This is a genomic window from Pseudoalteromonas sp. CF6-2 (genome assembly GCF_021729425.1).
Lineage (GTDB): Bacteria > Pseudomonadota > Gammaproteobacteria > Enterobacterales > Alteromonadaceae > Pseudoalteromonas > Pseudoalteromonas arabiensis.
The window spans coordinates 2,789,932-2,804,759 of sequence record NZ_CP091442.1; the positions used below are offsets into that span (position 1 = coordinate 2,789,932).

Below are 14,828 nucleotides of genomic sequence, written 5' to 3' on the forward strand. Positions count from 1 at the left end.
ACCAAGGCAAAGCCTCAGAGGAAATTATGTCTAAAATCACCGTTTCTACACTTAATAAAATGAAACAAGAACAACAAAAAATCACGGCATTGACAGCCTACGACGCCAGTTTTGCCAAACTGTTTCATGATAATGGCGTCGAGGTGATTTTAGTGGGTGATTCACTTGGCATGGTATTACAAGGTAATGACGATACTCTTGCTGTCACCAATACTGATATAGCCTACCACACCCGTTGTGTGCGCGCAGGCAGCCGCGACTTATTCGTTATTGCTGATTTACCGTTTATGACATACGCCAACCCAACAGATGCTTGCAACAACGCAGCTGAGCTAATGCGTGCGGGTGCAAATATGATTAAGCTTGAAGGTGGTGAATGGTTGCATGACAGTATTCGCGCCATGACTCAGCAAGGCATCCCTGTATGTGGTCACTTAGGCTTAACACCACAATCAGTGCATGTATTTGGTGGTTTTAAAATTCAAGGTCGTGAGCAATCTCAAGCAGATAAAATGGTTAGTGATGCTAAAGCACTCGAAGCTGCAGGGGCGCAATTGCTTGTTTTAGAGTGTATTCCGAGCGAACTGGCTAAGCGTATTACTGATGAGCTAAGCATTCCAACCATCGGCATAGGTGCAGGCAATAAAACTGACGGGCAAATCTTAGTAATGCACGACTTAGTAGGCATTTCAGCCGGTTACATTCCTAAGTTTTCAAAAAACTTCTTATTAGAGACGGGCACTATGCCTGCAGCTGTTCAAAAGTATTGTGAAGATGTAAAAAGTGGTGCTTTCCCAAGTACCGAACATGAGTTTAAATAAATGCAGTCAATCACCGAAATTAAATCGTTACGTAGTCAGATCAAGGCTTGGCGTCAAGCAGGCTTGAGCATTGCGCTTGTCCCGACTATGGGAAACTTGCACCAAGGCCACTTTTCATTAGTTGAAAAAGCAAAAACATTAGCTGATAAGGTTGTGGTCAGTATTTTTGTTAACCCTATGCAGTTTGGCGCTAATGAAGATCTTGATAACTACCCAAGAACACTTAGTGCGGATAAGCAAGGGTTAGCCGATTTAAATACTGATATCGTTTTCACCCCATCTGTAGAAACGATCTATCCAAATGGCTTAGGCGAACAAAGTTTTGTCGATGTGCCTGGCGTATCCATGGGCTATTGTGGAGGCTCTCGCCCTGGACACTTTAAAGGTGTGGCAACGGTTGTCACTAAATTATTTAACCTTGTTCAACCTGATTTTGCCTGTTTTGGTGAAAAAGACTTCCAACAACTGCAAGTCATAAAAACCATGACGCGTGATTTATCTATACCCGTTGAAATTATTGGCGTTCCTACATGTCGTGAAATTTCAGGCCTTGCTATGAGCTCTCGTAATGGCTATTTATCTGATGAGCAAAAAGACACTGCAAAAGCCCTGTTTGCCACGCTAAATAATACAGCAACGGCACTTAAACAAGACAACGCAGATATCGCAACACTTGAGGTAGAAGCAAAAACACAGCTTGAAGCAGCGGGGTTAAAACCTGACTACTATGCAATTGCCGAGCGCTCAACGCTAAAAGCTGCAACAAGCGAGGATAAACAACTCGTTATTTTAGCAGCAGCCTATTTAGGTACAGTGCGTTTAATTGATAATTTGCAAGTTGAGCTGGATTAAATACGCTTAATCTGGGTAAGATGGATTTAGAAGAACACAATATACTAGGGATCAGCATGAAAAAACTACCAGCCATTACAGCGTCATTGTTTTCTTTGACGCTTTTATCAGCTTGCTCAAACAAAATTGAAAACCCAGAAATGCAACAATGCGCTCAACAGAATTACCAATGTGAAAGCAGTTGTGAACAACAAAGTACCGCAGATGGATTAGTTCACAAAGTATGTAGTAATAAATGTATTGAAGCTTACAATCAATGTAAAGCGAATGCAGAAAAGCTTGGTGATGTAAAATAACCCCCCTTACTAGACACTGGTTATTTTTATAATCAGTGTCTTACTCTTAATAGAACCCTCGATTACAATTTTCAAACCTCAATTAAGCGTCTGCTAATTTTGTTCATATTTTTGCTCACCCTTTAAGCTATTCATATTAGAGCAAGCTTTCGTTCATTAAACTTACCCGTATTAGTGATGAACTGATTAACTAACAGTGTAATTATTTCTTACTAATCCCAAAATTACTTCTTACATTAGCAGTACCAACAAAAAAAATCATGATAAACAAGTGTTTATTTTAGGTCCGCTTTTTGCTGAGAACGTTAACGCAATTACAACAGCTCGACGTGATTATTTTAAGGCTAAAGGAAAACAGAATGAAACCAGAAACCCAGACTAAGCTCTTCAGTGCATTAAAAAAGAAGACCTACTTGGGCGTATTATTAGCCATCTGTGCAGGCAATGCATACGCTATTGAAGAACAAACTCAACCACAAGCAACCAAAGCAGAGGAAGCGGTTGTTGAGCAAAAGCCTGCGATGATTACTATTCCACAAGAAAAGCTATTTGAAGTTATCACTGCGCGTGCGAAGAAATTAGCTTCAGAGCCTTATGTTGCACCTAAAGATTTAGAACTTGAAGCTTTAACAAGTATTGGTTATCAAGATTATCGCGCAATTCGTTTTCGTACTGAACAAGCTATTTGGAAAGATGAAAGCCTTTATGAAATCCAATTATTTCACCCAGGTTTTTTATATAAATCACCTGTTGCGATCAATACCCTAGAGAAAAATGCCGAAGTTAAAAGCTTGCCATTTAAAACGGATTATTATCGCTACGACGCAACGGCAGCCCCTTTAGAGCAAGAAATCAGTAAAGCCACAGAAAATGCGCAGTTAGGCCATGCGGGTTTTCGCTTACACTTTCCTTTGAATAATAATGAGTACAAAGATGAAGTCGCGGTTTTTCAAGGCGCATCTTACTTTCGTCTAGTAGGTCCGCATCAGGTATACGGTATTTCAGCGCGAGGATTAGCGATTGATACAGCGTTAAGTTCAGGCGAAGAGTTTCCCGTTTTTAAAGAGTTCTGGCTAGTTAAACCGGCACCAGAAGACACCACTATCGTACTTTATGCACTTTTGGATAGTCCTTCAGTTGCAGGTGCTTATCGCTTTGAGCTGACTCCTTCAACCAATACTGAAGTAAAAACCGAGATGCAAATTTTTGCCCGTAAAGACATTAAAAAGTTAGGTATTGCACCGCTTACAAGTATGTTTTATCACGGTGAAAACAGTACCAAGTTCTTTGATGACTACCGTCCAGAAGTTCATGACTCAGATGGCTTATTAATGCAATCAGCACAAGGTCAATGGGTATGGCGTGCACTCAATAACCCGAAAAAACTGAGTGTTACTTCATTTAGCTATGATAGTCCGAAAGGCTTTGGACTCGCGCAACGTGACCGTGATTTCAATAATTACTTAGACACAGAAGCGCACTACCACAATCGTCCTAGCATGTGGATTGAACCTATCAATGATTGGGGCAAAGGACGTGTAGAACTTGTTGAAATTCCGACAGACACCGAAACTAACGACAACATTGTTAGCTACTGGGTACCAGAGCAAGCTATGAAGGCTGGCGATAATTTAAGCTTCAGCTATAAGCTATCAACCTTCAATGCAACCCTTGCAACGCAAGATAAAGCCAGTGTGTTAAGAACCCGCATAGGTAGCGCGGCATTACCTGGTGAGAAGAATCCACCGCCAAAAAGTCATCGCCAATTTACCGTCGACTTTAGTGGCGAAAATATTAACCAATTGTCTGCAAACTTCGCACTGATGGCTGATTTAAATATTTCAGCTGGCCAAATCAGCGATAAAACAGTGCAGCAATTACCAAATAATCAAGGATGGCGCGTGGCATTTAAGGTGGCGCCTGAGGGAGATAAGCCCGTTGATATGCGCTTATCGCTAAAACTACGTGACAAAGAAATTAGCGAGGTATGGAGCTATGTCTGGTATCCAAATGACGTCCAATAGTAAAAAACTAACTGCAACTGCAATGCCGTTTAAAAAGACACGTGCTTGGCTTTTTACGTGCCTAGCACTGGCCATAACAGCCTATGGCGTGTGGATCATGTTCGATATTTTAAATTCAAACGGCATGACATTACTTGAGTATGCATTATTGGCATTATTCTCTGTAACCTTTGCGTGGATTGTTACTGCCTTTTGTAGTGGGTGTATGGGCTTTATTTTACAGCTCTTACGCATTGACCCATTAACATTGAAACGTCAAAAACCAATCGACGTAAATGCTGATGCTATTGCCCAAACGAAAACAGCCATTGTTATGCCTGTTTATAATGAAGATACAGAGCGTGTTATTGCAGGCTTTGAAGTGAGCCTTCGCTCGCTTGAAAAAACAGGGCAAATGCCGCATTTCGATTTTTATTTACTCAGCGATACGCAAGATCCAGACATTGCCCGCAATGAGCTAAAAGCATGGAATGCATTTACAGCACGCTTGGGTGATTTAGCGAAACACACATTTTATCGTCGCCGTGAAGATAACAAGCATCGTAAAGTAGGTAACTTAACTGACTTTTGTGAGCGTTGGGGTAGCCAATACGAACATATGATAGTACTTGATGCTGACAGCATCATGACGGGTCAATGTATGCTTGAGCTAACATCAAGCATGATCAATAACCCTAATACTGGCCTTATCCAAACGATTCCGATTCCAGTTCGCCAAGATACTTTTTTCGGTCGTTTTTTACAATTTGCATCAATCTTATATAGTCCAATGCTAGCGACGGGGTCTGCTTTTTGGCAAACAAATCAAGCTAATTACTGGGGACATAATGCGATTATTCGCGTTGAAGCCTTTACGCAGTGTTGTGGCCTTCCAGTATTAAAAGGTAACGCGCCTTTTGGCGGTGAGATTTTAAGCCATGACTTTGTGGAAGCATCTCTGTTACACCGCAGTGGCTGGGATGTGCTATTACTGAGCGACATTGAAGGTAGTTACGAAGAAGTACCCAGTAATATTTTAGACTACGCAATTCGTGATAGACGCTGGGTACAAGGTAATATTCAGCACTTAGGCCTACTCCCTAAATCGGGCTTGAAGCTGATGAGTAAAATGCACTTTTTATTTGGTGCTACGGCCTATATTTCATCATTAATTTGGCTTTCAATGTTGGCATTAAGCACCTTAGATGCGGTAACACGTGCTGTAAACAGTGATGTGTATTTCAACCATGCGTACCAGCTTTTCCCAACATGGCAAATAGCAAAAACTGAATTAATCGACTCATTATTATTCATTACAATTGGTTTGCTGTTACTGCCGAAGCTACTGGGTATCATTGTCACACTCGTACACCGCAATAAAGCATTTGGTGGCACGATGAAGCTCATTGCTGGCGCACTCATTGAAACTGTATTTGCCATTATCATTGCGCCACTTATGATGGTGTTTCATAGCTACTTTGTAGTGTGTGTATTTCTTGGCAAAAAAGTGAGCTGGGATGCGCAACCACGCGAGGGACGCATGGTTCCGTGGAAAGAAGCCATTGGCTATACATTATTCTCTACGATTACGGCGTTTATTTGGGGTGGTGTTGCGTATTACTACACACCAACTTTCTTTTGGTGGTTATCGCCCATTTTAGTCGGTCTAATTTTAGCTGCACCAATTGTTCGATACTCAAGCAGTATTGGTCTTGGTGTTAAAATGCGCAAAATGGGTATTTTCCTTTGCCCTAGCGAGGTAATTGATGATGATACTCTCGCAGCACTGCGTGTTCATCAGCAAGAGATTGCCTTACCTGAGGACTCACAGGCAAGTTTTGATGTGCCAGCTTTACCTGACGAGTCACCAACGATCATGCCTATTCAAAGCTTTAAAGCACCTTCAGGGAAAAAGCGTAAGCAAGTTCGCCGTGCACAACAGCGGCTAAAAGCAAAACTACTTGCTAAGCTCTAAACTATAGACGAAAAAAAACCGCTCAAACTGAGCGGTTTTTTACTATGTCTGTTGGTTGTTACAGAAGGCCTAGCTTTTTAAGTTCAGCCATTGCCATTTTGCCTGAAAGTGGCACATAACCATCTTTCTCAACAATTTTTTGACCATCTACAGAAAGAACCATTTTTAAGAACTCTGCATCAATGGGTGCAAGTGGCTTGTTAGGGTGCTTGTTCACATAAACATACAAGAAACGAGATAATGGGTATTTACCAGTAGCAACGTTTTCTAGGGTTGCATCAACAAAGTTAGACCCTTTTTTCGCCAGTGGTACTGTACGTACACCTGATGTTTTATAACCGATACCTGAGTAACCAATCGCGTTTAGTGACGATGAAATTGATTGTACTACAGAGGCAGAACCTGGTTGCTCATTTACATTGTTACGGAAATCACCTTTACACAGTGCTTTCTTTTTAAAGTAACCGTAAGTACCTGATACTGAGTTACGACCATAAAGCTGGATGTCTTTAGCAGCCCAGTCACCCGTTAAACCTACATCACTCCAACGATTTGCTTGTGCATCAGCACCACATTTACGAGTAGAAGAGAAAATCGCATCAACTTGGTCAATACGTAAACCTTCAATAGGGTTATCTTTGTGTACAAAAACAGCAAGGGCATCGATTGCTACGCGTACTTCAGTAGGCTTATAACCGTAACGCTTTTCGAATGCTTCAATTTCTTTTGACTTCATACGACGGCTCATTGGGCCAAAGTTTGCTGTACCTTCAGTCAATGCTGGAGGCGCAGTTGAAGAACCCGCAGCCTGAATTTGAATGTTTACGTTTGGGTAGAAGCGCTTGTACTCTTCAGCCCAGAACGTCATCATGTTTGCAAGTGTGTCAGAGCCTACAGATGAGAAGTTACCCGAAATACCACTTGTCTTAGTGTATTCAGGCATATCTTTATCAACTGCAGCTGCTTGAGCTGATACAAATGTTGTTACAGCCACACCCATTGCGGCAACGAGGTTTTTGAATTTCATAGGGGTTACTCCGATTTGTTCGTCCCATTTCCTAACTGCCACCTACTTTAATTACACAAGATGACAGTTAGATTACCCTAAAATGACACTTTTATGACTTTGAATTATTTTCTGAAGAGCCTAGCAAACGAACAACTTTATCGCTGCCAAATGCAAACGAAAACGTTGAACCTTCACCGAGTTTACTTTTAATATCTAGGTGACTATCGTGACGTGTAAGCACGTGTTTTGTAATGGCTAAACCTAAGCCTGAGCCACCAGTTGTACGACTACGCGCCTTATCAACACGATAAAACCGTTCGGTTAAACGATTAATGTGTTCACTGGCAATACCATCACCATTATCCGTCACACTAAACGCAGCCAGATTATTTTTAAGCTGCCAATTAACCACTATTTTTCCACTAGGCTTGGTATAGTGGATAGCATTAAAAACTAAGTTTGAGAATGCGCTGCGTAACTCATCCTCAGCACCTTTAATATCCAAGGTTTCATCCACATTAAATATGAGCTCATGGCCTTTGTCTTGATTAAGTGACTTAGCTTCGGTTTGAATATAGGTAAGTAACTGCGGCACATTCACAGGCTTGTCGTTATCTTGACGACGCGCCCCTTCAATACGCGACAGTGAAAGTAATTGATTGACCAAACTATCCATACGCTTACATTGTTCAAGCATGGTTGTTTGTGCTTTTTCCCACATAGCAGGTGGCGGTAATGTGTCAGCATCAAGCATCTCCAAATAACCAGTCACAACGGTGAGTGGTGTACGCAGTTCGTGAGACACATTAGCCACAAAATCTTTACGCATCTGCTCAAGTTGCTTTAAGCGAGTAACATCACGTACCACCATCATCAGCTGTGAACTTGCATAGGGCATAACACGAAACTCTAGCGTTTGATCATAGCTATGGCCACCATCCAGTTCGAGCGGTTCATCAAAACACGCTTTATGCATGTACTTTGCAAATTTAGGATCGCGAATAAGATTATCTAAACGTTGTCCGTGATCGGTTGGCCACTGTAAACCTAATACCTTAAGTGCCAATTGATTACACCAGATAATGCTAAGATCTTTTTGTAACACCACCACCGCATCTGGAACGGCTTCTGCCCCGTCACGAAAACGACGAATTAAATCAGCCAGCTCATTACGTTTTTTACGATTTCGATGTTGTAAACGATAGATCCCCTCAAAGACCTGCTCCCACGCTCCCTCCCCTTCAGGTGGGTTAAAACTACGCTGATTAAGGAGCCAATCGCTAAGGCGATATAATTGATGATAGTGCCAAATTAGTAGTGCAAAAGAGCCTAAAAATAAAAGCAAAAAAGGCGCACCAACGAGTACGCCAACTAATAACAAGGGTAAGAAATACATAAACAGGCGTTTTGCTAACGCCTGTTTATTGACTACTCGATACATACACTCACTTAACCTTAAGTATGTAAATTAGCTAACTGTTGTCGGCTAAGGCACTTATAATTTACTAGAAAAACGATAGCCTGCACCGCGAACGGTTTGCACCAAACGGTCATGTCCAAGTGGTGCAATCGCTTTGCGTAAACGACGAATGTGCACATCAACAGTACGGTCCTCTACATATACATTTGTTCCCCATACATGATCAAGTAATTGCTCACGGCTGTAAACACGTTCTGGATGAGTCATAAAAAAGTGAAGTAATCTAAACTCAGTCGGACCCATATCTAATTCACTCCCTTCTGATGTAACGCGGTGTGAAATAGGGTCAAGACGTAAACCATGCACTTCAATGGCTTCTTCTAAAGAAGTAGGAGACACTCGGCGAATAACCGCTTTGATACGCGCCATGAGCTCTTTCGGAGAAAATGGTTTAGTTACATAATCGTCAGCACCAACTTCAAGACCACGCACTTTATCTTCTTCTTCTCCGCGTGCTGTCAGCATAATAATAGGGATTTGACGCGTATATTCGTTTTGCTTGAATTTTTTAGCAATTTGAATACCACTCCCACCTGGTAACATCCAATCTAATAAAACCATATCGGGGTATGGCTCTACCATCGCTTCAATGGCAGAGTCGTAATCTTCTGCTTCAATTGCTTGAAAACCATTTTGCTCTAAAACAAAAACCAGCATCTCTCTGATAGGTGCTTCGTCATCGACGACTAGTACTTTACGTGACATTCCAATTTATCTCTTTCGTTAGCGAACTGGTTTCATTATTATGACTAAGTATGACATTTTTATGAAAGTCTAACGAGTAATTCAAAAAGTACCAAAAAATCAAAGTATAAATCTGTATTTTTTAACTTTAAATGAGCTTTAATAACTAAAAGTCATACCTCAAGGTAACAGCTAGATGGTCTTGATCGGCGTTATTATCTAGTGAGAATTGCGTATACCACATGTACATCCTTGCCTGTTTTGACAAACTTCGTTCAATACCAATAGACGTACCGGTGCCTGAATCTTTTAACTTACCAAACTCGCCTTCCGCATCTTGATATTGCGCTAATAACTTATATTTATTTAGCTTATAAGAGGCGCTAAATAGAAAGCCATCTTCACTATCAGAGTCTGATATTTTTTCACTTTGTTGGTACATTCCACCTAACGTGAAATCACCTAACTTACCTTGTGCAGTAAACCGTGTGGTGTCATAACCTGCCACTTTGCTGTCGTGGGCTACACTAACGAAAAAAGGTGTCTTTTTAAATTTACTGTCGCCATACATGAGTGCTGCTGATACGCCCGTTTCATCTTTTTGCTTTGAGTTATCTTCGGCAATATAGGTGACCACAAATTGCATATTGCCAACAACAGGCGAGTTGTAATGAAGTACATCTCCAAGGCGGTTTTCACCATTAAAAAGGGCTTTTACATCACCGTTAAAATCATTCATTAGATCGATTTTTCCCTGTGATACTTTTAGCGCGGTATCGTGACGCCCTGCGACTATTTGCCCATAACGCCCTTGCAAGCCGACATACTGATTACGTGCTGTAATATTTTCTTCTGTTTTGCCATCACTATCTTGATCAGCGGCATTTACAGCAAACTCAAACTTATAGATAGCTTTAAAACCATCACTAATATCACCGCTTCCTTTAATTCCTATGCGAGAGCTGTAACTCTCAACGGAAGTGTCACTCCCCTCCCCTGTGTCACTATTTGCAATGCCTAAATGGGCTCGGCCATAAATATCAATCGCCTCAGCTGCACTATCAAAAGAAAATAAGCATAGAGCAAAGCTCGACAACATAATGACTGGTTTGTTCATAGGACGATCCTTAATTTAAGCAGTAACTTAAAAATCGAACATAAACTGTTATTGGTCAAGATATAAGCAAGTATTTAATATAAATATTTCAGATCACTGAGCTACTAACTGAAACAGATCAGGATCAGGTTTTTACTAAGTTGATCAGTTTCAGATCAATTTTATACTTACATATCAGGCTAACTTATTGATTTAATGTTAAGGCTCTTAGTATTTCGTTTAAAAGCTGAGCAGAGAACAGGCTGAGATCAGTATTGAACTAGTAAAATAATGATCTGTGTAGTTTAAGGTTAGTAAAACTCTGATCCTAACAAGCTTGAGTAAGTAAATCGCTGATCCAATTTGATCTAGACAATAAAAAACCGGCATAGAAGCCGGCTTTATTCATTTAGTATCAATTACTTAATTTTTGGATCAAGCTCACCAGATAAATACTTAAGGTGCATATCATCTAAAGAAATAGCTTTGATCTTACTTGCTTGTCCCGCGGTACCGAATGACTCATAACGCGCTACACAGATCTCTGTCATAGCTTTGGTTGCTTCAGCTAAGTATTTACGTGGATCAAAGTTAGCAGGATTTAAAGCTAAGTGACGACGAATCGCCCCTGTTGACGCTAAACGAAGATCGGTATCAATATTAACTTTACGAACACCGTATTTAATCCCTTCGATGATCTGCTCTACTGGTACGCCATAGGTTTCAGGAATTTCGCCACCGTATTGGTTAATAACTTCTAACCACTCTTGTGGCACTGAAGACGATCCATGCATTACTAAGTGAGTATTTGGGATACGCGCGTGAATTTCTTTAATACGATCAATCGCTAAAATATCGTCTGTAGGCGGACGAGTGAATTTATACGCACCATGTGATGTACCACATGCAATAGCAAGTGCATCTACATGTGTTTTACGAACGAAGTCAGCCGCTTCTTCAGGATCAGTTAGCATTTGCTCTGTAGAAAGTTTACCTTCCGCACCTACGCCATCTTCTTCACCTGCTTCACCTGTTTCAAGTGAGCCTAAAACACCTAGCTCGCCTTCTACAGACACACCGCAAGCATGTGCCATTTCAACTGTTTGACGCGTTACATCAACGTTGTATTCGTAGCTTGAAGGTGTTTTACCATCAGACATTAATGAGCCATCCATCATCACTGATGAAAAACCTAACTGGATTGAGCGCTGACACACACCTGGTGAAGTACCGTGATCTTGGTGCATTACAACTGGAATATGAGGCCATTCTTCAACGGCTGCTAAAATCATATGACGAATGAAAGGGGCACCGGCATAAGCACGTGCGCCAGCAGAACCTTGTACAATTACTGGGCTGTTTGTTTTATCAGCCGCTTCCATAATTGCACGCATTTGCTCTTGGTTGTTAACGTTAAACGCAGGAACGCCGTAACCATTTTCAGCTGCATGATCAAGAAGTTGTCGCATACTGATTAAAGCCATTTGGGATTCTCCAAATTGTATCGACAGTAGTTTCCTACTATCTAGTTTGAACGGATATGTTAGTTTTTGATGCATCACTGCATCACGAAAAGCCACAGCATTTACTATCGCTGACCGTTATAGCTGAAAATAAAATGAAGGTGAGAGGTATTTTATTAACAGCTAACCAGCATAACCAGACGACTGATTATGCTGGCTTCGCACTAATTACTTAGCACGTTCTTCAAGCATAGCAACCGCTGGCAGCTTTTTCCCTTCTAAAAACTCAAGGAATGCACCACCACCAGTTGAAATATAAGATACTTTATCGGCAATGCCGTATTTATCAATTGCCGCAAGCGTATCACCGCCACCCGCAATTGAGAACGCATTTGAATTCGCAATCGCATCCGCAATAGCACGAGTGCCGTTACCAAACTGATCAAATTCAAATACACCAACAGGGCCATTCCACACAACAGTACCAGCTTTAGCAATAATATCTGCAAGCTGCTTTGCTGTATCAGGACCAATATCGAAGATCATATCTTCGTCTGTTACTTCATTAACATCTTTTAATGTTGCAACCGCTGACTCTGAGAACTCATTACCAACAACAACATCGGTTGGTACCGGAATTTCACCGTTATTTGCTTTTGCCGCTGCACTTAATTTGTTTGCTTCATCAATTAAATCAGCTTCAAATAAAGATTTACCTACAGGGTGACCCGCTGCCGCAATAAAGGTATTCGCGATACCGCCACCCGTTACAAGCTGGTCAACGACTGTAGATAATGAATCAAGTACAGTTAACTTAGTCGATACTTTAGAACCACCTACAATCGCCACTAAAGGACGCGCAGGGTTATCAAGCGCTTTGCCTAGTGCGTCTAGCTCTGCCGCAAGTAGTGGACCTGCACAGGCAACATCAGCAAATAAACCCACACCGTGAGTAGATGCTTGCGCACGGTGAGCCGTACCAAATGCATCCATTACGTATACATCACATAATGCAGCGAGCTTTTTAGACAGTGCTTCGTCATTTTTCTTTTCGCCAACGTTAAAACGCACGTTTTCGAAAACCACCACTTCATTATCAGCAACGTCTACGCCTTCTAAGTAGTCTTTTTCAAGACGCACAGTTTGCTCAAGAGCATCATTTAAATAATTAACGACTGGGGCAAGTGAAAATGCTTCATCATATTCCCCTTCCGTAGGGCGGCCAAGGTGTGACATCACCATTACTTTAGCGCCTTTTTCTAACGCTAATTTGATAGTAGGTAATGCTGCACGAATACGTGCATCAGAGGTCACTTTACCTTCTTTAACAGGCACATTTAAATCTTCACGAATTAACACGCGTTTGCCGTTTAAATCTAAATCTGCCATTTTAATGACCGACATGGACTTCTCCTTAGTTAACGATACTAATATTATATTTATAAATTATTGACTTATAGCCACCATCGCACGCGCAGTATCGAGCATACGATTTGCAAAACCCCATTCATTATCGCACCACACCAACAACTTTATCAGTCGTTTATGACTAACACGTGTCTGTGTGCCGTCTATGATACAAGAATGTGGGTCATGATTAAAATCTACCGACACCAAAGGCTCTTCAGTGTAACTTAAAATACCATCAAGACGGTCTTTAGCTGCCAGTTTAAGTGCTTGATTAACCGCCGCTAAATCGACATCAGAATTAACGGTAACACTCAAATCCATGGCCGTCACATTGATTGTAGGCACACGCACTGCAATGGCTTCAAAGCGACTATGAAACTTAGGTAGTATACGCTCAATACCGCGAGCAAGTTTCGTATCTACCGGAATAATGGACTGGCTAGCTGCGCGTGTACGACGTAAATCATGATGATATGCATCAATCACTTGTTGGTCATGCATCGACGCATGAATGGTCGTAATTGCCCCAGATTCAATTGAAAATGCGTCATCTAATACTTTGATAACTGGCACAATACAGTTAGTTGTGCATGAGCCATTAGAAACGATTGTGTGCTCTGCTTTTAATTCATCGTCATTAATACCATATACTATGGTGGCATCAACATCGGCATCAGCTGGCTGCGAAAATAATACTTTTTTTGCACCGGCATTTAAGTGTAGCTCAGCATGCTCTCGTGAGTGATATACTCCTGTGCATTCAAGCACTACATCAATGCCAAGGGTTTGCCAAGGCAACTCAGCGGGGTTTTCTTCAGCAAACAGTGCTATAGAATCATTAGCGACTGTTAGCGTATCTTCACCTAGATTAACAGGAAATGAAAAACGACCATGAGATGTATCGTATTTAAGGAGATGGGCAATGCCCTTTGGGTCGGCTAGTTCATTAATAGCGACAATTTTAATCTGATCTTCAAGCCCTGATTCGTACAAAGCACGGACGATGTTGCGCCCAATCCGACCAAAACCGTTAATTGCAAGTTTGATTGCCATGAAGAAGAAAATCCACTCTAGTTGCTTGCAGATAAAGGCAGCTGCCTTTTAGATGGCGGTATTGTAATCGACCTGACACATTTTTATAAGAGGTCAGGTGAAATAAAAATTGCTTAGCGTGTTTTAGATGGCGCAGTTTTGGTAATCGACCTGACACATTTTTATAAGAGGTCAGGTGAAATAAAAATTGCTTGGCATGTTTTAGATGGCGCAGTTTTGGTAATCGACCTGACACATTTTTATAAGAGGTCAGGTGAAATAAAAATTGCTTGGCATGTTTTAGATGGCGCAGTTTTGGTAATCGACCTGACACATTTTTATAAGAGGTCAGCCAAAATAAAAATTGCTTAGCGTGTTTTAGATGGCGCAGTTTTGGTAATCGACCTGACACATTTTTATAAGAGGTCAGCCAAAATAAAAATTGCTTAGCGTGTTTTAGATGGCGCAGTTTTGGTAATCGACCTGACACATTTTTATAAGAGGTCAGCCAAAATAAAAATTGCTTAGCGTGTTTTAGATGGCGCAGTTTTGGCAATCGACCTTACACATTTTTATAAGAGGTCAGCCAAAATAAAAATTGCTTGGCATGTTTTAGATGGCGCAGTTTTGGTAATCGACCTGACACATTTTTATAAGAGGTCAGGTGAAATAAAAATTGCTTGGCATGTTTTAGATGGCGCAGTTTT

13 protein-coding genes are annotated in these 14,828 nt (G+C 41.2%); 5 read left to right on the forward strand and 8 right to left on the reverse strand.

Annotated elements, in window-relative coordinates:
* Positions 1-26 precede the first annotated feature (26 nt).
* From panB to mdoH, 5 genes are all read left to right on the forward strand, one after another.
* Positions 27-821, forward strand: coding sequence for a 3-methyl-2-oxobutanoate hydroxymethyltransferase (gene panB, locus L3Q70_RS12940; protein ID WP_062569519.1), 795 nt, complete (start codon positions 27-29; stop codon positions 819-821).
* Positions 822-1,673: a pantoate--beta-alanine ligase gene (gene panC, locus L3Q70_RS12945; RefSeq protein WP_237114391.1), complete on the forward strand. Its 852-nt coding sequence runs from the start codon at positions 822-824 to the stop codon at positions 1,671-1,673.
* Between the two features lie 56 nt (positions 1,674-1,729).
* Positions 1,730-1,969 carry a hypothetical protein gene (locus tag L3Q70_RS12950; RefSeq protein WP_237114392.1) on the forward strand — a complete coding sequence of 80 codons (240 nt, stop codon included), beginning with the start codon at positions 1,730-1,732 and terminating at the stop codon, positions 1,967-1,969.
* A gap of 359 nt (positions 1,970-2,328) precedes the next feature.
* Positions 2,329-3,993 carry a glucan biosynthesis protein G gene (locus L3Q70_RS12955; protein ID WP_237114393.1) on the forward strand — a complete coding sequence of 555 codons (1,665 nt, stop codon included), beginning with the start codon at positions 2,329-2,331 and terminating at the stop codon, positions 3,991-3,993.
* A complete protein-coding gene (mdoH, locus tag L3Q70_RS12960; protein ID WP_237114394.1) occupies positions 3,965-5,947 on the forward strand; it encodes a glucans biosynthesis glucosyltransferase MdoH in 1,983 nt (660 codons plus the stop codon). Before L3Q70_RS12955 ends, mdoH begins: the two co-directional genes overlap by 29 nt.
* Positions 5,948-6,005: 58 nt before the next feature.
* On the opposite strand, the gene L3Q70_RS12965 is transcribed toward mdoH, so the two are convergent.
* The 8 genes from L3Q70_RS12965 to L3Q70_RS13000 all read right to left on the reverse strand — a co-directional run bounded on the left by L3Q70_RS12965 (position 6,006) and on the right by L3Q70_RS13000 (position 14,677).
* A complete protein-coding gene (locus L3Q70_RS12965) occupies positions 6,006-6,974 on the reverse strand; it encodes a phosphate ABC transporter substrate-binding protein PstS family protein (RefSeq protein WP_130149561.1) in 969 nt (322 codons plus the stop codon).
* A gap of 91 nt (positions 6,975-7,065) precedes the next feature.
* The gene (phoR, locus tag L3Q70_RS12970; protein WP_237114395.1) at positions 7,066-8,397 is read right to left on the reverse strand and encodes a phosphate regulon sensor histidine kinase PhoR; all 1,332 of its coding nucleotides are present in this window, start codon (positions 8,395-8,397) and stop codon (positions 7,066-7,068) included.
* Positions 8,398-8,451: 54 nt separating this feature from the next.
* On the reverse strand, positions 8,452-9,141 hold the full coding sequence (gene phoB, locus L3Q70_RS12975; RefSeq protein ID WP_054551169.1) for a phosphate regulon transcriptional regulator PhoB: 690 nt from the start codon (positions 9,139-9,141) through the stop codon (positions 8,452-8,454).
* 145 nt (positions 9,142-9,286) lie between these two features.
* Positions 9,287-10,237 carry a porin gene (locus L3Q70_RS12980; protein WP_237114396.1) on the reverse strand — a complete coding sequence of 317 codons (951 nt, stop codon included), beginning with the start codon at positions 10,235-10,237 and terminating at the stop codon, positions 9,287-9,289.
* A gap of 398 nt (positions 10,238-10,635) precedes the next feature.
* Positions 10,636-11,700 carry a class II fructose-bisphosphate aldolase gene (gene fba, locus L3Q70_RS12985; RefSeq protein WP_062569512.1) on the reverse strand — a complete coding sequence of 355 codons (1,065 nt, stop codon included), beginning with the start codon at positions 11,698-11,700 and terminating at the stop codon, positions 10,636-10,638.
* A gap of 207 nt (positions 11,701-11,907) precedes the next feature.
* Positions 11,908-13,083, reverse strand: a complete 1,176-nt coding sequence (locus tag L3Q70_RS12990) for a phosphoglycerate kinase (protein ID WP_062569511.1) — start codon at positions 13,081-13,083, stop codon at positions 11,908-11,910.
* A gap of 42 nt (positions 13,084-13,125) precedes the next feature.
* Positions 13,126-14,142 (reverse strand): erythrose-4-phosphate dehydrogenase, encoded by a 1,017-nt coding sequence (epd, locus tag L3Q70_RS12995; RefSeq protein ID WP_062569510.1) that lies wholly within the window; start codon positions 14,140-14,142, stop codon positions 13,126-13,128.
* Positions 14,120-14,677: a hypothetical protein gene (locus L3Q70_RS13000; RefSeq protein ID WP_237114397.1), complete on the reverse strand. Its 558-nt coding sequence runs from the start codon at positions 14,675-14,677 to the stop codon at positions 14,120-14,122. The genes epd and L3Q70_RS13000 overlap by 23 nt, the downstream gene beginning before the upstream one ends.
* Positions 14,678-14,828 lie beyond the last annotated feature (151 nt).

Coding starts and splice junctions, on each gene's coding strand:
- panB (WP_062569519.1), top strand. CDS start 27: ATGTCTAAAATCACCGTTTCTACACTTAATAAAATGAAACAAGAACAA.
- panC (WP_237114391.1), top strand. CDS start 822: ATGCAGTCAATCACCGAAATTAAATCGTTACGTAGTCAGATCAAGGCT.
- L3Q70_RS12950 (WP_237114392.1), top strand. CDS start 1,730: ATGAAAAAACTACCAGCCATTACAGCGTCATTGTTTTCTTTGACGCTT.
- L3Q70_RS12955 (WP_237114393.1), top strand. CDS start 2,329: ATGAAACCAGAAACCCAGACTAAGCTCTTCAGTGCATTAAAAAAGAAG.
- mdoH (WP_237114394.1), top strand. CDS start 3,965: ATGTCTGGTATCCAAATGACGTCCAATAGTAAAAAACTAACTGCAACT.
- L3Q70_RS12965 (WP_130149561.1), bottom strand. CDS start 6,974: ATGAAATTCAAAAACCTCGTTGCCGCAATGGGTGTGGCTGTAACAACA.
- phoR (WP_237114395.1), bottom strand. CDS start 8,397: ATGTATCGAGTAGTCAATAAACAGGCGTTAGCAAAACGCCTGTTTATG.
- phoB (WP_054551169.1), bottom strand. CDS start 9,141: ATGTCACGTAAAGTACTAGTCGTCGATGACGAAGCACCTATCAGAGAG.
- L3Q70_RS12980 (WP_237114396.1), bottom strand. CDS start 10,237: ATGAACAAACCAGTCATTATGTTGTCGAGCTTTGCTCTATGCTTATTT.
- fba (WP_062569512.1), bottom strand. CDS start 11,700: ATGGCTTTAATCAGTATGCGACAACTTCTTGATCATGCAGCTGAAAAT.
- L3Q70_RS12990 (WP_062569511.1), bottom strand. CDS start 13,083: ATGTCGGTCATTAAAATGGCAGATTTAGATTTAAACGGCAAACGCGTG.
- epd (WP_062569510.1), bottom strand. CDS start 14,142: ATGGCAATCAAACTTGCAATTAACGGTTTTGGTCGGATTGGGCGCAAC.